At 71.7% G+C, this 18,425-nt stretch carries 12 protein-coding genes; 9 read left to right on the forward strand and 3 right to left on the reverse strand.

Annotation, left to right across the window (positions count from 1 at the left end; all coding sequences use genetic code 11):
- Positions 1-264: 264 nt before the first annotated feature.
- Positions 265-1,758, reverse strand: a complete 1,494-nt coding sequence (locus ACFC09_RS24835) for an MFS transporter (RefSeq protein WP_376532059.1) — start codon at positions 1,756-1,758, stop codon at positions 265-267.
- A 639-nt stretch (positions 1,759-2,397) separates the two neighbouring features.
- Here ACFC09_RS24835 and ACFC09_RS24840 point away from each other — a divergent pair.
- Both ACFC09_RS24840 and ACFC09_RS24845 read left to right on the forward strand, forming a co-directional pair.
- Positions 2,398-3,186 (forward strand): ABC transporter ATP-binding protein, encoded by a 789-nt coding sequence (locus ACFC09_RS24840; RefSeq protein WP_376532061.1) that lies wholly within the window; start codon positions 2,398-2,400, stop codon positions 3,184-3,186.
- A complete protein-coding gene (locus tag ACFC09_RS24845) occupies positions 3,183-5,747 on the forward strand; it encodes an ABC transporter permease (protein WP_376532063.1) in 2,565 nt (854 codons plus the stop codon). The genes ACFC09_RS24840 and ACFC09_RS24845 overlap by 4 nt, the downstream gene beginning before the upstream one ends.
- 84 nt (positions 5,748-5,831) lie before the next feature.
- Here ACFC09_RS24845 and ACFC09_RS24850 read toward each other — a convergent pair whose 3' ends face one another.
- Together ACFC09_RS24850 and ACFC09_RS24855 are read right to left on the reverse strand one after the other, a co-directional pair.
- On the reverse strand, positions 5,832-6,032 hold the full coding sequence (locus tag ACFC09_RS24850; RefSeq protein WP_376532141.1) for a type II toxin-antitoxin system RelE/ParE family toxin: 201 nt from the start codon (positions 6,030-6,032) through the stop codon (positions 5,832-5,834).
- Between the two features lie 50 nt (positions 6,033-6,082).
- Entirely contained in the window at positions 6,083-6,358 is a 276-nt protein-coding gene (locus ACFC09_RS24855) for a type II toxin-antitoxin system Phd/YefM family antitoxin (RefSeq protein WP_376532066.1), read from the reverse strand.
- Between the two features lie 143 nt (positions 6,359-6,501).
- Here ACFC09_RS24855 and mfd point away from each other — a divergent pair, with 143 nt between their 5' ends.
- The 7 genes from mfd (at position 6,502) to ACFC09_RS24890 (ending at position 18,375) form a co-directional block, all read left to right on the forward strand.
- The gene (gene mfd, locus ACFC09_RS24860) at positions 6,502-10,101 is read left to right on the forward strand and encodes a transcription-repair coupling factor (protein WP_376532068.1); all 3,600 of its coding nucleotides are present in this window, start codon (positions 6,502-6,504) and stop codon (positions 10,099-10,101) included.
- A 367-nt stretch (positions 10,102-10,468) separates the two neighbouring features.
- Positions 10,469-11,194: an HNH endonuclease family protein gene (locus tag ACFC09_RS24865; protein ID WP_376532143.1), complete on the forward strand. Its 726-nt coding sequence runs from the start codon at positions 10,469-10,471 to the stop codon at positions 11,192-11,194.
- A 406-nt stretch (positions 11,195-11,600) separates the two neighbouring features.
- Positions 11,601-12,428 (forward strand): glycoside hydrolase domain-containing protein, encoded by an 828-nt coding sequence (locus tag ACFC09_RS24870; RefSeq protein ID WP_376532070.1) that lies wholly within the window; start codon positions 11,601-11,603, stop codon positions 12,426-12,428.
- 374 nt (positions 12,429-12,802) lie between these two features.
- Positions 12,803-13,453: a SurA N-terminal domain-containing protein gene (locus ACFC09_RS24875; protein WP_376532072.1), complete on the forward strand. Its 651-nt coding sequence runs from the start codon at positions 12,803-12,805 to the stop codon at positions 13,451-13,453.
- Positions 13,454-13,682: 229 nt separating this feature from the next.
- Positions 13,683-14,690 (forward strand): nucleoside triphosphate pyrophosphohydrolase, encoded by a 1,008-nt coding sequence (locus ACFC09_RS24880; RefSeq protein ID WP_376532074.1) that lies wholly within the window; start codon positions 13,683-13,685, stop codon positions 14,688-14,690.
- Between the two features lie 176 nt (positions 14,691-14,866).
- Complete coding sequence (locus ACFC09_RS24885; RefSeq protein WP_376532076.1) at positions 14,867-17,098, forward strand: hypothetical protein; 2,232 nt, start codon at positions 14,867-14,869, stop codon at positions 17,096-17,098.
- On the forward strand, positions 17,095-18,375 hold the full coding sequence (locus tag ACFC09_RS24890) for a cytochrome P450 (protein ID WP_376532078.1): 1,281 nt from the start codon (positions 17,095-17,097) through the stop codon (positions 18,373-18,375). Before ACFC09_RS24885 ends, ACFC09_RS24890 begins: the two co-directional genes overlap by 4 nt.
- Positions 18,376-18,425 lie beyond the last annotated feature (50 nt).

The raw sequence follows: 18,425 nt of genomic DNA on the forward strand, positions 1-18,425 counted from the left end.
GCGCCCGCGGCGGCCGGTCGTCGTGCCCGTACGTCGTGCCCGTACGTCGTGGCCGGTCGTCGTGCCTGGACGTCGTGCCCGGTCGTCGTGACCGGTCGCCGTGCCCGTACGTCGTGGCCGGTCGTCGTGCCTGGACGTCGTGCCCGGTCGCCATGACGTACGGCCATGCCCGTACGTCATGGCCGTACGTCACGCCCGGTCTTCATGCCCGGGGGCCCGTCCTTGCGGCGGCAGGCCCCGGGCGGAGCCGCGGGGTCGTCGCTGTCAGTCCTTCAGTACCGGGAAGCGGCGCGGGGCGAGGAGCAGCAGGACCAGGAAGGCGAGGGCCGCCGCGCAGGCCGCTCCCAGGTACACCGCGTGCACCGCGTCGGCGATCGCGTGCCGGGTGGCTTCCGCGGCGGTGCCGTCGTCCAGGGAGCGGGTGACGGAGTCCAGGTCGCCCGCGCCGCCGAGGCGGGCGGCCAGGACGCCGTTGGCGATGGCGCCGAACACGGCGGCGCCGATGGTCTGTCCGGTCTGCCGGCAGAAGAGGATGGAGGCGGTGGCCGTGCCGCGCTCCGCCCAGCCGACCGTCGACTGGACGCCGACGATCAGCGGTAGCTGGAACAGGCCGAGCGCGGCGCCGAGCAGCAGCATGAGCAGCGTCGGCTGCCAGGCCGCGCCCGGGTAGGGCAGGAACGGGAACGCGAACAGGATCAGCGCGGCCGTGCCGATGCCGAGCAGCGCGGTGTCGCGGAAGCCGATGCGCCGGTACACGTGCTGGCTCAGGGCCGCGGACACCGGCCAGCTCAGCGTCCAGACGGAGAGCACGAATCCGGCGGCCACGGGGGCGAGGCCCAGTACCGACTGCGCGTACGTCGGCAGGAACACCGTGGGCGCCACCATCAGCAGGCCCAGCGCGCCCAGCGCGAGGTTGACGGCCGCGATGGCGCGGCGGTGCCACACCCAGCCGGGGATGATCGGCTGCGCCGCCCGGCGTTCGACCCACACCACGACCGCGACCAGGGCGAGGCCCGTGGCGAACAGCGCGAGGGACGGCGCGGACAGCCAGGCCCAGGCCACGCCGCCCTGCACCAGCGCGGTCAGCAGCGTCCCGCCGCACGCGAACACCGCGAGCGCGCCGGCCCAGTCGACGCGCGGAGTGCTGCGCGGTTCGCGTGCGGGCTCGTGGAGGTGGCGGACGATCAGCCACAGGGCCGCCGCGCCGATGGGCAGGTTGACCAGGAAGATCCACCGCCAGTCCGCGTAGGCGGCGAGGACGCCGCCGAGTCCGGGGCCCGCGACCGCGGACACCGCCCACACCGTGGACAGCTTGGACTGGATCTTCGGGCGTTCCTTCAGCGGGTACAGATCGGCCGCGAGGGTCTGCACCGTGCCCTGTAGGGCCCCGCCGCCCAGGCCCTGCACGATGCGGAACGCGATCAGCGCCCCCATGTTCCAGGCGAGCGCGCACAGCAGTGAACCGATGAGGAAGACGATCGCGCCCGCGACCAGGACCGGTTTGCGGCCGAAGGTGTCGGAGAGCTTGCCGTAGACGGGGAGGGTGACGGTGACGGCGAGTAGATAGCCGGAGAACAGCCAGGAGAAGACGGAGAAGCCGCCGAGGTCGCCGACGATCTGCGGGACGGCCGTGGAGACGATGGTGGAGTCGAGTGCGGCGAGTGCCATCGCGAGCATGAGGGCCGCGACGACCGCGCCCCGACGGCTCGTTCCGGTCTGCTGAGCGGCGTCCCGTATCGCGGGTTTCGTGCGGCTCACCCGGAGTCCCTCCCCTGTTCTGTTGCCCTGTACAGCTGTCCGCCGTACACAGCTTCCCACTTGAGCCTGACGCCGCGGGAGGGCGCAGACTTCCTGGACGGGAGGGCGCGGACCCACCGGGTGGGAGGGCGCGGACCCACCGGGTGGGAGGGAGTGGGCGTCCCGGTCGGGAGGGCGCGGACCCACCGGGTGGGAGGGCGCGGACCCACCGGGTGGGAGGGAGTGGGCGTCCCGGTCGGGAGGGTGTGGGCGTCCTGGGCGGGAGAGTGCGGACATCCCGGGCGAGCGGATGCCCTCGCCGGTCGGGTGGAGACGGCATCGCAGGAGGGGAGGACGGGTCGCCGGAGGAGGTCCACCCGGTGGTGGACGACCCTTAGGGGGACCTCCGTACTGGGGCCGGGGGAGGGTTCGTACCGGCGGAGGACGAAACGCCGTGGCCGTCGTCCTTAGTCTGGCTTTACGTCGCTGGGGGGCGACGCTCCCAACGGCGGGGGTGGGGTTTTCCCCAGGAGAAGACGGGGCCGCGCACCAGCGCGTCGCACCCCCGTCGGCCATGAGACTCATCGTCGTACCGCTGCGCGTCTTCACACGCCTACCGGCACCGGCATACCACGAGCAAACCGACATAGGAGACTTACCGTGACATCGGCTGTGACCATTCCCAGGCATGGGGGTACTGGAGGGCGTACGGCCGTTGCCGCGCGGGCGCGGCAGGTCGTGAAGGCGTACGGCTCGGGGGAGACCCGGGTCGTCGCACTCGACCACGTCGACGTGGACATCGCCCGCGGCCAGTTCACCGCGATCATGGGCCCCTCGGGGTCCGGCAAGTCCACTCTGATGCACTGCCTCGCCGGTCTCGACACGGTGACCGCCGGACAGATCTACCTGGACGAGACCGAGATCACCGGCCTGAAGGACAAGAAGCTCACCCAACTGCGCCGGGACCGGATCGGGTTCATCTTCCAGGCGTTCAACCTGCTGCCGACGCTGAACGCGATCGAGAACATCACCCTGCCCATGGACATCGCCGGCCGGAAACCGGACAAGGCGTGGCTGGACCGGGTCGTGGAGACCGTCGGACTGGCCGGCCGGCTCAAGCACCGGCCCACCGAGCTGTCCGGCGGGCAGCAGCAGCGGGTCGCCGTGGCCCGCGCGCTGGCCGCCCGGCCCGAGATCATCTTCGGTGACGAGCCGACCGGAAACCTCGACTCCCGTGCGGGCGCCGAGGTGCTGGGCTTCCTGCGCAGGTCGGTGGACGAACTGGGCCAGACCATTGTGATGGTCACCCACGACCCGGTGGCCGCCTCCTACGCGGACCGGGCCCTCTACCTCGCCGACGGCCGCATAGTCGACGAGATGCACCAGCCGACCGCCGAGCAGGTCCTGGACCGCATGAAGGACTTCGACGCCCGGGGGCGTACGTCATGACCGTCCTGAAGACCTCGCTGCGCAACTTCTTCGCGCACAAGGGACGCATGGCGCTGTCGGCGATCGCGGTGCTGCTCTCGGTCGCGTTCGTGTGCGGCACGCTGGTGTTCACCGACACCATGAACACGACGTTCGACAAGCTGTTCGCGGTGACCGCGTCCGACGTCACCGTCTCGCCCAAGGACGCCAAGACCGACCAGACCCCGCAGAACGGCGTGCCGCTGTCCCTGTCCACCGCCGCGCTGGACCGCGTCAGGACCGTGGACGGCGTCAAGTCAGCCGAGGGCGCGGTCAGTTCGACGCAGGTGACCGTCGTCGACAGCCACAACGACAACGTGGGCGCCACCTCCGGCGCACCCACCATCGCCGGCAACTGGACCAGCAACGACCTGCGGTCCATGGAGATCACCTCCGGGCACGCCCCGCGCGGCCCGACCGAGGCGATGGTCGACGCGGACACCGCCGACAAGCACCATCTGAAGATCGGCGACGAACTGCGTACCATCGCGCAGACCGGTGACTTCACGGCCCGGATCGTCGGCATCGCCACCTTCAAGGTGACCAACCCCGGCGCCGCCGTCGTCTACTTCGACACCCCCACCGCCCAGCGCCACCTGCTCGGCGCCACCGGCCGGTACACCCAGATCAACGCCACCGCCGCGGCCGGCGTCTCCGACGCCCGGCTCAAGCAGAACGTCGTCCGGGCGCTGGCCGGGCCGTACAAGGTGCAGACGGCCAAGGAGAACGCCGACGAGAACCGCAAGAGCGTCGGCTCCTTCATGGACGTCATCAAGTACGCCATGCTCGGCTTCGCCGGGATCGCGTTCCTGGTGGGCATCTTCCTGATCATCAACACCTTCTCGATGCTGGTCGCCCAGCGCACCCGGGAGATCGGCCTGATGCGGGCCATCGGCTCCTCCCGCGGGCAGGTCAACCGGTCGGTGCTGATCGAGGCGCTGCTGCTCGGCTTCGTCGGCTCGGTCCTCGGCGTCGCCGCCGGCGTCGGCATCGCGGTCGGCCTGATGAAGCTCATGGGCGCGGCGGGCATGGACCTGTCGACCCGGGACCTGACCGTCAAGGCCACCACCCCGGTGGTGGGCCTGGTGCTCGGCGTGGTCGTCACCGTGCTGGCCGCGTACCTGCCCGCCCGCCGGGCCGGCAAGGTCTCCCCGATGGCCGCGCTGCGCGACGCCGGCACCCCGGCCGACGTCCGCTCGGGCTGGATCCGCGCGCTGCTCGGCCTGGTCCTCACCGGCGCCGGCGCGGCCTCCCTGTACGCGGCGGCCAGTGCCCACAAGGCGAGCGACGGCTCGCTCGTGCTCGGCCTGGGCATCGTGCTGACCCTGATCGGCTTCGTCGTCATCGGCCCGCTGCTGGCCGGCATCGTCGTCCGGGCGATCAGCGCGGTCCTGCTGCGGGCCTTCGGGCCGGTCGGCCGGCTGGCCGAGCGCAACGCCCTGCGCAACCCGCGGCGCACCGGAGCCACCGGCGCGGCCCTGATGATCGGCCTGGCGCTGGTCGCCTGCCTGTCGGTGGTGGGCTCCTCCATGGTCGCCTCCGCCACCAGCGAACTGGACAAGTCGGTCGGCGCGGACTTCATCATCGAGGGCAACCAGCCGATCGTCCCGCAGGCGGAGAAGGCCATCGAGCAGACCCCGGGCCTGGCCCACGTCACCCGCTACAAGGTGCTCGACGCGACCCTCACCTCGGCCGACGGCAAGAAGGACACCTCGGGCATCACGGCCGCGGACCCGTCGTACGCCGACGACCTGCGGCGCCCGACCACCGAGGGCACCCTGAAGAACGCCTACGGCACCGACGCCATGTCGGTGGGCTCCGACTACGCCAAGAAGCACGGCGTGCACGTCGGCGACAGCATCACCGTCGCCTTCAAGGGCGGCCGTACGGCGAAGCTGAAGGTGGCCGCCGTCACCGACGACTCCACCGCGATCGACCGGGGCGCCCGCTACACCAGCATCGCCACCATGGAGAAGTACGTCCCGGGGAGCCAGATCCCGCCGAACGTGATCATGTTCGCGAAGGCCGACGACGGACGGGCGAAGCAGGCGTACGCGGCCCTGAAGACGGCGCTCAAGAAGTACCCGACCTACCAGGTGCGCAACCAGACCGACTACAAGCAGGAACTGAAGGACCAGATCGGCCAGCTCCTGAACATGGTCTACGGCCTGCTCGCCCTGGCGATCATCGTGGCGGTCCTGGGCGTGGTGAACACCCTGGCGCTGTCGGTGGTCGAGCGGACCCGGGAGATCGGCCTGATGCGGGCCATCGGCCTCTCCCGGCGCCAGTTGCGCCGCATGATCCGGATGGAGTCCGTGGTCATCGCCCTCTTCGGCGCCCTCCTCGGCCTCGGCCTGGGCATGGGCTGGGGGGCGACCGCGCAGAAGCTGCTCGCCCTGGAGGGGCTGGGCGTCCTGGACATCCCGTGGCCGACGATCATCGGCGTCTTCGTCGGCTCGGCCTTCGTGGGCCTGTTCGCCGCGCTGGTCCCGGCGTTCCGGGCGGGCCGGATGAACGTACTGAACGCGATCGCGACCGAGTAGCGGCCCAGCGGACCACAGTCACCGCGGACGGGGGTGCGGGGGAGGGGCCGGGCCCGGTGGATCATCCACCGGGCCCGGCCTTCGTCATGCCGTTCGACGGCCGAGATGGATCACCAGGACGGTGACGGTGCTTTCGGTGATCTCGTACATGACGCGGTACTGCCCGACGCGCATCCGGCGCAGATTGCGCGAGCCGTATTCGGCGGTTTCCGATGGTCGGGGATCGGAGGCGAGACGATCGGTGGCGGCGAACACCTGGCGTAAGCCGTCGGGGTCTTCGGCCAGGTACTTGGCCGCCGTGTCGAGGGCCGGTTCGTCCTAGAGGACCGTGTAGTTCACCGGCGCTCCAGCCCGAGTCGTGCGCGCGCTTCGTCCTGCGGGATGCCGATGACCTCACCGCTGGCCTGTCGGGCTCGGTACTGGGCCAGCGCCAGTTGATCCTCCAGGTCCTCAAGTCGCGACTCCAGTTCCGCCAGCTCCTGAGGGTTTATGAACACGGTCGCGGCCTGACCGTGATCCGTGATGGTGATGCGCTCGCGTGCGGTCGCCGTCCGGCGCACGAGGGACCCGAACTGGGCGCGAGCCTCGGTGATGGGGAACGATGCACTCATGTGCAGAACTGTACAGTTCACTCTCCGTAGAGTCGATCGCTCTCCTGGGTGAACGCTTCCCGGGCGTCGTAGGCTGGAGACCCCCGGCCCGCCCCGCGTGTCGGGTGGTTCGCGTTGCCCATACCAGGACGGAAACCCCCTCCATGAGCCTGCACGGTCTGCTCGACGCCGTCGTCAAGGACGCCGCCCTCGCGGAAGCGATCAAGGCGGCGACCGACGGCAACCGCATGCACGTCGACCTGGTCGGACCCCCGGCGGCCCGTCCCTTCGCGATCGCCGCGCTGGCCCGCGAGGCCGCCCGCCCCGTGCTGGCCGTGACGGCGACGGGCCGCGAGGCGGAGGACCTGGCCGCCGCGTTGCGTTCGCTGCTGGATGCGGAGCGAGTCGTCGAGTACCCCTCCTGGGAGACCCTGCCGCACGAGCGGCTCAGCCCGCGCAGCGACACCGTCGGCCGCCGCCTCGCCGTACTGCGCCGCCTCGCCCACCCCAGCCCCGACGACCCCGCGACCGGCCCCCTCTCCGTCGTCGTCGCTCCCGTGCGCTCCGTGCTCCAGCCGCAGGTCAAGGGGCTCGGCGACCTCGAACCGGTGTCCTTGCGGACCGGCCAGAACGCCGATCTGAACCAGATCGTGGACGCGCTCGGCGCCGCCGCGTACGCGCGCGTGGAACTGGTCGAGAAGCGCGGCGAGTTCGCGGTGCGCGGCGGCATCCTCGACGTGTTCCCGCCCACCGAGGAACACCCCCTGCGCATCGAGTTCTGGGGCGACGACGTCGAGGAGATCCGCTACTTCAAGGTCGCCGACCAGCGCTCCCTGGAAGTCGCCGAGCACGGCCTGTGGGCACCGCCCTGCCGCGAGCTGCTGCTGACCGACGACGTACGCGCGCGTGCGCGTGCCCTCGCCGAGGACCACCCCGAGCTGGGCGAACTGCTCGGGAAGATCGCCGAGGGCATCGCGGTCGAGGGCATGGAGTCCCTGGCTCCCGTGCTGGTCGACGACATGGAGCTGCTGCTCGACGTGCTGCCGCCGGGCGCCATGGGCGTCGTCTGCGACCCGGAGCGGGTCCGCACGCGCGCCGCCGACCTCGTCGCCACCTCGCAGGAGTTCCTACAGGCGTCCTGGGCGGCCACCGCCGGCGGCGGCGACGCCCCCATCGACGTCGGCGCGGCCTCCCTGCGCTCCATCGCCGACGTCCGGGACCGGGCCCGCGAGCTGGACATGATGTGGTGGTCGGTGTCCCCGTTCGCCGCCGACGAGTCCCTGACGGCTGTCGCCGACGCGACGGGGGAGCCGGCGGGGGACGCGGACACGAGGGACGCCGACACGAGGGACGCGGACACCCTCAAGCTGCGCATGCACGCCACGGAGACCTACCGCGGCGACACCGCGAAGGCGCTCGCCGACACCAAGGGCTGGCTCGCCGACGGCTGGCGCACCGTCTTCGTCACCGAGGGCCACGGACCGGCCGCCCGTACCGTCGAGGTGCTCGGCGGCGAGGGCGTCGCCGCCCGCCTGGACATCGACCTCGGGGAGATCGCGCCGTCCGTCGTGCACGTGGCGTGCGGCTCGATCGACTACGGCTTCGTCGACCCGGACCTGCGGATCGCCGTCCTCACCGAGACCGACCTCTCGGGTCAGAAGGCGGCCGGCAAGGACGGCGCCCGGATGCCCACCCGCCGCCGCAAGACCATCGACCCGCTCACCCTGGAAGCGGGCGACTACATCGTCCACGAGCAGCACGGCGTCGGCCGCTACGTCGAGATGGTGCAGCGCACCGTGCAGGGCGCCACCCGCGAGTACCTGGTCGTCGAGTACGCCCCCGCCAAGCGCGGCCAGCCCGGCGACCGCCTCTACATCCCCACCGACCAGCTGGAGCAGATCACCAAGTACGTCGGCGGCGAGGCCCCCACCCTGCACCGGCTCGGCGGCGCGGACTGGACGAAGACCAAGGCACGCGCGAAGAAGGCCGTCAAGGAGATCGCCGCCGACCTGATCAAGCTGTACAGCGCGCGGATGGCCGCCCCCGGACACGCCTTCGGCACGGACACCCCCTGGCAGCGCGAACTGGAGGACGCCTTCCCGTACGCCGAGACGCCCGACCAGCTGACCACGATCTCCGAGGTCAAGCAGGACATGGAGAAGTCCGTCCCGATGGACCGGCTGGTCTGCGGCGACGTCGGCTACGGCAAGACGGAGATCGCGGTGCGGGCCGCGTTCAAGGCGGTGCAGGACGGCAAGCAGGTCGCGGTGCTGGTGCCGACCACGCTGCTGGTGCAGCAGCACTTCGGGACGTTCGGCGAGCGCTACGCCCAGTTCCCGGTGAACGTGCGCGCCCTGTCCCGCTTCCAGACCGACACCGAGGCCAAGACGGTCCTGGAAGGGCTGAAGGAGGGCGCCGTGGACGTCGTCATCGGCACCCACCGCCTGTTCTCCTCGGAGACCCGGTTCAAGGACCTCGGCCTGGTCATCGTCGACGAGGAGCAGCGCTTCGGCGTCGAGCACAAGGAGCAGCTGAAGAAGCTGCGCGCCAACGTCGACGTGCTGACGATGTCCGCGACCCCGATCCCCCGGACCCTGGAGATGGCGGTCACCGGCATCCGTGAGATGTCCACGATCACCACCCCGCCGGAGGAGCGGCACCCGGTGCTGACCTTCGTCGGACCCTACGAGGAGAAGCAGATCGGCGCCGCGATCCGCCGCGAACTGCTCCGCGAGGGCCAGGTCTTCTACATCCACAACCGGGTCGAGTCGATCGACCGGGCCGCGGCCCGGCTACGGGAGATCGTCCCCGAGGCGCGCATCGCCACCGCGCACGGCCAGATGTCGGAGTCGGCGCTCGAACAGGTCGTCGTCGACTTCTGGGAGAAGAAGTTCGACGTACTGGTGTCGACGACGATCGTCGAGTCCGGCATCGACATCTCCAACGCCAACACGCTGATCGTGGAACGCGGCGACACCTTCGGCCTCTCCCAGCTGCACCAGCTGCGCGGCCGGGTGGGCCGCGGACGCGAACGCGGGTACGCCTACTTCCTCTACCCCCCGGAGAAGCCGCTCACGGAGACCGCGCACGAACGGCTCGCGACCATCGCCCAGCACACCGAGATGGGCGCCGGCATGTACGTCGCGATGAAGGACCTGGAGATCCGCGGCGCCGGCAACCTGCTCGGCGGCGAGCAGTCGGGACACATCGCGGGCGTCGGCTTCGACCTGTACGTCCGCATGGTGGGCGAGGCCGTCGCCGACTACCGGCGGCAGCTGGAGACCGGCGGGATCCAGGAGGAGCCGCCGCTGGAGGTCAAGATCGAGCTGCCCGTCGACGCGCACGTCCCGCACGACTACGCGCCCGGCGAGCGGCTGCGCCTCCAGGCGTACCGGGCCATCGCCTCCGCCAACTCGGAGGACGACATCAGGTCCGTACGCGAGGAACTCGCCGACCGCTACGGCAAGTTGCCCGAGCCGGTGGAGAACCTGCTGCTGGTGGCCGGCCTGCGGATGCTCGCGCGCGCCTGCGGGGTCGGCGAGGTCGTCCTCCAGGGCACCACCATCCGTTTCGCGCCGGTCGAGTTGCGCGAGTCGCAGGAACTGCGGCTCAAGCGGCTCTACCCGGGCACCGTCATCAAGCCGGCCGCCCACCAGGTCCTGGTGCCCCGCCCGAAGACCGCGAAGGTGGGCGGCAAGCCCCTGGTCGGCCGCGAACTGCTGGCCTGGGTCGGCGAATTCCTGACCACGATCCTCGGCTCGTAGCGGATCGACGCGGAGCCAGGCCCGGCGGCGGATCGATGCCGCCCCCTGGCCGGTGGGTTGTCGATCCCTCTGGCCGGCAGGGGACCGATGCCACCCCCTGGCCGGTAGGTTGTCGATCCCCCTGGCCGGCAGGGGATCGATGCCGTCCCCCGGCCGGTAGCGGATCCGCGTCGGTTCCCGTCCCGTAGCGGATCCGTGCAGTTGGGGGGCGGGGATCGGCGTATTCCGGAGCGCGACCGGAATACGCCCGGCCTGCCCCCAATGCCCCTGTGAGCGCGCTGTGCTGCCCGTCGGCCGGTCGCTACGGTGGGACAGCAACGATCTGCTCCAGGGTGGGGCGGAGCAGAGAACCAGGGGGACGCGCGTGATGCGTCTGAGGGGCGGGGCCGTCACCGCCGCCGTCGTACTGTTCGCCGTGGCCGGCTGCACGGAAGGCCAGACAAAAGGTTCCTCCGGACCCGAAGGGGCCGGGAGCGGGGGAGCAAGCGGGGGTGAGGCCCTCGCCGCGGCGAAGTCACTGACCGTCAAGGGCCGGGCGCCGAAGACCGGTTACTCCCGTGACCGGTTCGGCACCGCCTGGGCCGACACCGACTCCAACTCCTGCGACACCCGGGACGACATCCTCAAACGCGACCTGCGGGAGGTGAAGTTCACCGACGGCGACTGCAAGGTCTCCTCCGGCGTGTTGGAACCCGACCCGTACTCCGGCAAGGACGTCACCTATCGGCGCGGTCGCAGCCAGGTGGACATCGACCACATCGTCGCCCTCTCGGACGCGTGGCAGAAGGGCGCCAAGTACTGGGACGCCGGCAAGCGCATAGCCCTCGCCAACGACCCCCTCAACCTGCTCGCCGTCGACGCGAGCACCAACCGCGGCAAGGGCGACGGCGACGCGGCGACCTGGCTGCCGCCCGACAAGTCCTACCGGTGCGCGTACGTCGCCGCGCAGGTCGCGGTGAAGAAGAAGTACGAGCTGTGGGTGACGGCCGCGGAGCGGTCCGCGATGGAGAAGGTCCTCTCCGCCTGCCCGAACGAGAAACTCCCCACCGGCGGCAACCCGACGAAGGCGCCTTCCCGCTTCCACGCGAAGTGAGCCGGGCCGGGAGAAATTCCTTTGCCGTGCCGGGAGAGATTCTTGTCATGATCAAGAGGAACTGGTTCCCGGGCTGACGGGCAGCCTCCGATATGGTGCTGCTTCTTCGGGCGCCGCCCAAGTCCCGCGCGCACGCCCACAGGTCCGTCGCGCGCAGGTGCACAGGTCCGTACGGGACGCTGCCGCGCCGGACGCGTGACCCGTCAGGGCGGCAGGTACGGGGGGCCGGGGGACCAGTATCTTTCGGTGGACGCCGTGAGCGTCCACCTGTCGTGGACATCGCGTATGCGCCGCATGTCGCGCACGTCATGAGTATTACGAACATCGCGAACGTCACGTACACCACGTACACCACGTACGTCACGAACATCACGAACATCACGAACACTGTGAACCAGGGGTGGAGATGGCCGGTCACCGGCAGTCGAAGAGACGCAGATACATCACGTGGGGCGTGGCGGGGGCCGCCGTCCTCGCGGGCGCCGGGATAACGGCGCAGACCTCGATGGCGGCCACGACCTGGCCCGCGCAGAAGACGTACACGGGCCGGGCCTTCGACGCCTGCACCGCGCCGTCGCTCGCCGCGATGAAGGCGTGGAAGGGCGGCCTCTACGGCGCAGCGGCCGTCTACGTCGGCGGCAAGAACCGAGGCTGCGCGCAGCCCAACCTGACCGCCTCCTGGGTCAAGTCCGTCAGCTCGGTCGGCTGGAAGCTCATCCCGCTCTACGTCGGCGCCCAGCCGCCCTGCCAGACCGGCACCAGGTCGGAGAAGCTCACCGCCGCCAACGCGACCTCCCTCGGCGCGACCGACGGCAAGGACGCCGTGGCCAAGGCAGCAGCGCTCGGGATGAAGGCGGGCAGCCCGATCTACCTCGACATGGAGTCGTACGACATCACGAACAAGTCGTGCAACGACGCCGTACTGGCATACGTCCGCTCCTTCACCAAGACCCTGCGGGACAAGACCTACCGCGGCGGCTACTACGGCTTCGCCTCCTCCAGCGCCAAGGCGATCGCCACGGCGACGAACAAGACCGACCTGCCGGGCAACCTCTGGTACGCGCTGTACGACCAGAAGAACACCACGACCACGGACTGGCCGTGGGGCGCGACCCAGTTCACCAACCACAGCCGCGGGCACCAGTACTTGGTCAACAGCAAGGAGACGCGGGGCGGTTACACCATCACCGTCGACCGCAACGCCTGGGACGCGCCCGTCGCCATCACCGGCTGACCGGGATCCCGACGCCGACGCGGCCGCAGGAGCCGACCACATCGGAGGTCGATCGACGGCCCTGGACGCGGATCTGATCGACGGATCTGATCGACGGCCCTGGACGCGGATCTGATCGGCGGCCCCGATCGACGGCCCCGGACGGCAGACGTGGACGACGGACCTCTGGCCTGAACGAAGGACCGCTACGGCGGCCGGAACAGCAGGCCGGAGGGGCGGCGGTGCGGGGCGGTCCAGAACGGCGGCGCCGACCAGCGGTACCCGAAGACCCGGCGAATCGTTGGTCCAATGGGTTGGCCAGAGCCTGCCCACTGCCTACCATCGATCACCGCAAGACTTTGTGCACCGTCGCACAATCTCCTCGGGAGGCTCCCTTGCACCGCCGCCGTCGCACCGCGCTCGTCCTGTCCGCCGCGATCGCCGCCGCGGCACCCCTGCTCACCGCCTGTGGAAGCGACGCGCATCCGGGCGCGGCGGCCGTCGTCGGCGGTGAGCGGATCACGGTCGCCCAGCTGGAGGGCCGGGTGAACGAGGTGCGCCGGGCCCAGCAGGCCGCGGTGCCCGACGAGACCCAGTACCAGCAGGTTCTCGCCTCCACCAGCGCCCTCACCCGGGACACGCTGCACAACATGGTCCTGGACCGGGTGCTGCACCGCGCCGCGCAGGACCAGCACGTCACCGTGGACCGCAAGGAGGTCCAGCAGATGCGCACGAGCCTGGAGCAGCAGGCGGGCGGCGCGACGGCGCTGGAGACGACGTGGCTCCAGCGGTACGGTGTCGCCCCCCGGCGGCTCGACGACAACCTCCGGCTCCAGCTGGAGGCCCAGAAGCTCGCCCAGAAGCTCGGCACCGACACCACGACGCCCGCCTTCTGGAAGGCCCTGTCCTCCGCTTCCGCGGAACTCCACGTCGACCTCAATCCGCGCTACGGCGCCTGGGACGTCGAGAAGAGCAGCCGCGTCGACGTGAAGACACCGTGGCTGCGGGAGATCGCGGAGAACGGGCCCCAGCAGCAGACGGCGTAGCCGACCACGGCGGGCCGGCCGCGGGTGAGGATGCGGAGCGCGTGACGGTGCGGAGCCGGTGAGGATGCGGAGCCCCTGACGGTGCGGAGCCCCTGACGGTGCGGAGCCGGTCGCCGGGGCGTCCGCAGCGGAGGGTCTGCGCCAGTGACGCAGTCATACGATCGCACCGACCGCCTCGGCCTGTGGACAACTCGCGGGGCGGTCGGCGGGTGTGCGTTACGTTCGATGCGTGAACACCACCAGCCTCGATGCCGCCGCTCAGCAGCCGGGCCCGGACGCCCCGCCGGGCCGCGTCATCCTGCTCACCACCAGCCACCGTGTCGCGCCCGGCCTGCTCTCCTGGCCCGCCTGGCAGGCGCTGCGCGCCGCCGACCGGGTGCTGTGCGCGGACGGCGCCCACCCGCAGCTGCCCTATCTGCGCGAGGCCGGCATAACCGTGGACGAGGCGTCCCCCACCGCCGGGGAACTGGTCGACGCGTGCGCCGGCGGGCACACGGTGGCGGTCGTGGCGACCGGCGAGGGCGAACCGGCCCTCACCGACGGACTGGCCCGGCTCGCCGGCTCCGGCCGCGTCCGGATGCCCGAGCTGGAACTGCTCCCCGCCTCGTACGACCTCCCGGGTGCCCGGCTGCTCGACCTGGTCCAGGTCATGGACCGCATCCGCGCCGAGTGCCCCTGGTCGTCCCGGCAGACCCACGAGGGCCTGGCGAAGTACAGCATCGAGGAGGCGTACGAACTCGTCGAGGCGATCGAGGCCGGCGACCGCGCCGAACTGCGGGAGGAACTGGGCGACGTCCTGCTCCAGGTCGTCTTCCACTCCCGCATAGCCGAGGAGGACACCGACGCGCCGTTCTCCGTCGACGACGTGGCCGGCGGCATCGTGGCCAAGCTGATCCACCGGCACCCGCACGTCTTCGGCGACGAGACGGCCGAGACCCCGGAGGACGTCAAGGAACACTGGCTGCGTAAGAAGGCGGAGGAGAAGCGGCGCGCCTCGGTGACCGACGGCGTCCCGCTCGGCCAGCCCGGTCTCGCCCTGGCCGCCAAGCTCGCCTCCCGGGTGCGCACGGCCGGTCTTGAGGTGCCGCTGCCCAGAGGCGAGGGCATCGGTTACGAACTGCTGGCGCTGGCGGCGGGGGCCGAGGCGGCGGGCGTGGACCCCGAGGCGGCGCTGCGGGCGGCGGCTCGGGCCTACCGGGACGCGGTGCGGGCCGCGGAGGGGGTGGTGGACGCCTGAGAGCCACGACGGCGCCGCAGACGAACGACGGCACCTCGCGGCGGCGCCGCGCCCACCTCCAGCGGAGCGCTCGGCCATCGACCGGGGCCCGCTCGGGAAGCGCTCGGAGGCCGCCGGGCGGATCAACCGCGAGTACGGTTGACCACACGGGTGGCGGCTACGCGTGGGGGCGTTGCATGGAGCGGGAGTTGGACTGGCTCGTGGGCAAGCTCCTGGAGATGCCGGACGCGCAAAGGGAGTTACAGTTCCCCGGCTGTGCTAGCCGTGAGTCGTTGCGCAGCTACCTGCTCGCGCTGCGGGAGCAGAGCCCGGACGCCTACCGTCGGCTGGTCGACCGGATGCGGACCACCGGCCGCCCCGCGCCCGCGCCCGAGCGGTGGTTCCCGCCCCGCCCCGACTCCGTCAACGCGCTCTCCGAGGCGGCGCTCACCGACAGCACACTCATCACCGACCGCACCCGATCCGACCTGGCCCACCCCGACCTCGCTCACTCCGACCGCACCCACTCCGACCCCATCCATTCCGACGAGGTCCGTCCCGAGACCGCCCGCTCCAAGACCACCTACTCCGAGACCGCCTACTCCAAGACCGCTCACTCCGAGACCGCTCACTCCGACACGGCCAACGGCTCAACCACCCCCGGCGCCCCCGCCGACGCCCTCGCCCCGGCCCCACTCGTGGACACCCGTGCCCCGGCCCCACAAGCGGACGCCCCCGCACCACAGCCACTCGTGGACTCCCCTCCACCAGCCCCACTCACTGACACCCCCACACCGGCTTCGCCCGTCCACCACCCCGTACCGGCTTCGCCCGGCCTCGCTCCCGCACCGGCTTCGCCCGTCCACCACCCCGCACCGGCCTCGCCCGGCCTCGCTCCCGCACCGGCTTCGCCCGTCCACGACCCCGCACCGGCCTCGCCCATCCGCGCCTCCGCACCGGCACCGTCCGTCCACGACCCCGCGGAGGCGTTCGCCCAGGACCACGGGTCGGCGCGGCCCGCCGACCACGTCGACTTCCGGGACGCCACCTTCCACGGTCAGGTGGTCGGCGTGCAGTACCTCAGCTACCCGGCCGCGCCGGGGCCCGCGACCGGGCAGTGGGGTCCCGTGGACGAGGCCGACCCCGTGTGGTTCGGGGTGCGGCCGACCCGGCTCGTCCCCGGACTGCCGGAGGTGCCGCCGTACGTCCCCCGGGACTGCGACGCGGAACTGGGGGACCTGCTCGGGCGGGGCGGGCTGGTGGTGGTCCTGGGCGAGCCGTGCGCCGGCAAGTCGTACACCGCGTGGAACGCCGTACGGTCGCTGGCGGCCGAGGGCTACCTGCTGCACGCCGCCGATCCGCACGACGACCTGCGCAGGCTGCCCGGCGAGCTGAAGGACGATCCGGGCAAGCGGGTCCTCTGGCTCGACGAGCTCAGTGACCACCTCGGAGCGGGCGGACTGGACCGGCGGCTGTTGCAGCGCTTCACCGGCCGCGGTGTGGTGGTGCTCGGCACGATGTCCGCGGGGGAGTACTACCGGCGCCGTTCCGGGACCGGCCCGGCGGAGAGCGTGCTGGCGCTGGCCCGCACGGTCGAGCTGGCCCGGGAGTGGAGCGAGGCGGAGCTGGAGCGGCTGGCCGGGCACACCGACGACCCGCGCGCGTACCCGGCCTACCTGTGGAGCGGGCGGGAGGGCGCCGCCTCCTACTTCGCGATCGGGCACCTGCTGTACGACGAGTGGCAGCGCCTCGGCACGCAGGCCGAGCATCCGCGTGGGCGGCTGCTGGTGCGGGCGGCCGTCGACCTGGTGCGGTGCGGCGTCACGGAGGCCGTGTCGGTGGAGCTGCTGGTGCGGGCGGCGGCCGGCTATCCGGCCCACGGCGCGGAGCGGGAGCCCTTCGAGGCCGCGCTGACCTGGGCCACGGCGCCGATGTTCGGGATATCGGGGCTGCTCGTGGCGGGGGAGAAGACCGGCACGTGGCGGGCGTACGGGGCGCTCGTCGCGGAGGCGCTGCGGTCGGGCGGCCTGTCGCCCGTTCCGGACGACGTGTGGTGGACGCTGCTCGGGGACCGGGAGGTCGACCGCGCGGCCGTCCTGGACGCGGCGCGGGCCTCGCTGCGCGCGCGGGTGGACGGGGGTGACATCCCGGTCATCATGCGGTTCGCGTCGCTGACCGAGGGGGCGGAGCGGGAGGACTGGTACCGCAGGGCCGCGGACCTCGGGCACCAGCAGGCGGCCCTCCAGTTGGCGACGCTGCTGCTGCGCCGTGGCGACGACGGGCAGGCGATCCCGTACCTGGAGGTGGCGGCGCGGCGCGGCGTGGCGGAGGCGGCCCGGCAGCTCGCCGTGATCTACGAGGTCCGCGCCCGGTACTGGTGGGACCGGAGCCGTTCCCACCTGCCCGCGCCCGATACCGTCGAGGAGTGACCGACCAGCCCCTCCCCCCGGCCTCCGCCCCTGCCGCGCCCTCCCTCTTCACCTGGGAGTTCGCCGCGGACCCCTACCCGGCGTACGCCTGGCTGCGTGAGCACGCCCCCGTGCACCGGACGGAGCTGCCCAGCGGGGTCGAGGCATGGCTGGTGACCCGTTACGCGGACGCGAAGCAGGCGCTGGCCGATCCGCGGCTGTCGAAGAACCCGGCGCATCACGACGAGCCCGCGCACGCCAGGGGCAAGACCGGGATCCCGGGGGAGCGCAAGGCCGAGCTGATGACGCATCTGCTCAACATCGACCCGCCGGACCACACCCGGCTGCGGCGGCTGGTCAGCAAGGCGTTCACGCCGCGGCGGGTCGCCGAGTTCGCCCCGCGGGTGCAGCAGCTCAGCGATCAGCTCATCGACCGGTTCGCGGACCGCGGCTCGGCCGACCTCATCCATGAGTTCGCCTTCCCGCTGCCCATCTACGCCATCTGCGACCTGCTCGGCGTCCCCCGTGAGGACCAGGACGACTTCCGGGACTGGGCGGGGATGATGATCCGGCACGGGGGAGGGCCCCGGGGCGGGGTGGCCCGGTCGGTGAAGAAGATGCGCGGCTACCTGGCCGAGCTGATCCACCGCAAGCGCGCCGCGCTGCCCGCCGAGCCCGCGCCCGGCGAGGACCTCATCTCCGGCCTCATCCGCGCCTCGGACCAGGGCGAGCACCTCACCGAGAACGAGGCGGCGGCGATGGCGTTCATCCTGCTGTTCGCCGGGTTCGAGACGACCGTCAACCTCATAGGCAACGGCACCTACGCGCTGCTCACCCACGCCGAGCAGCGCGACCGACTGCAACGGTCCCTCGCGGCCGGGGACCGTGCGCTGCTGGCGAGCGGGGTGGAGGAACTTCTGCGGTACGACGGCCCGGTGGAGCTGGCCACCTGGCGGTTCGCCACCGAGCCGGTCGACATCGGCGGGCAGCGGATCGCGGCCGGTGACCCCGTCCTGGTCGTCCTGGCCGCCGCGGACCGGGACCCGGAGCGGTTCGCCGATCCGGACGTGCTCGATCTCGGCCGGCGTGACAACCAACACCTCGGCTACGGGCACGGCATCCACTACTGCCTCGGCGCCCCGCTCGCCCGGCTGGAGGGCCAGTCCGCGCTCGCCACCCTCCTCACCCGCCTCCCCGACCTGCGACTTGCGGTGGATCCGACCGATCTGCGGTGGCGCGGTGGGCTCATCATGCGTGGATTGCGCACTTTGCCGGTGGAGTTCACTCCTGTCCGGTGATCGGCCGGAGTGCGCAATGCCGTAGACCCTTGCGGGAAAGGGAAAATGAC

Origin of the sequence: Streptomyces sp. NPDC056161 (genome assembly GCF_042268025.1) — a bacterium.
Taxonomy (GTDB): Bacteria; Actinomycetota; Actinomycetes; order Streptomycetales; family Streptomycetaceae; genus Streptomyces.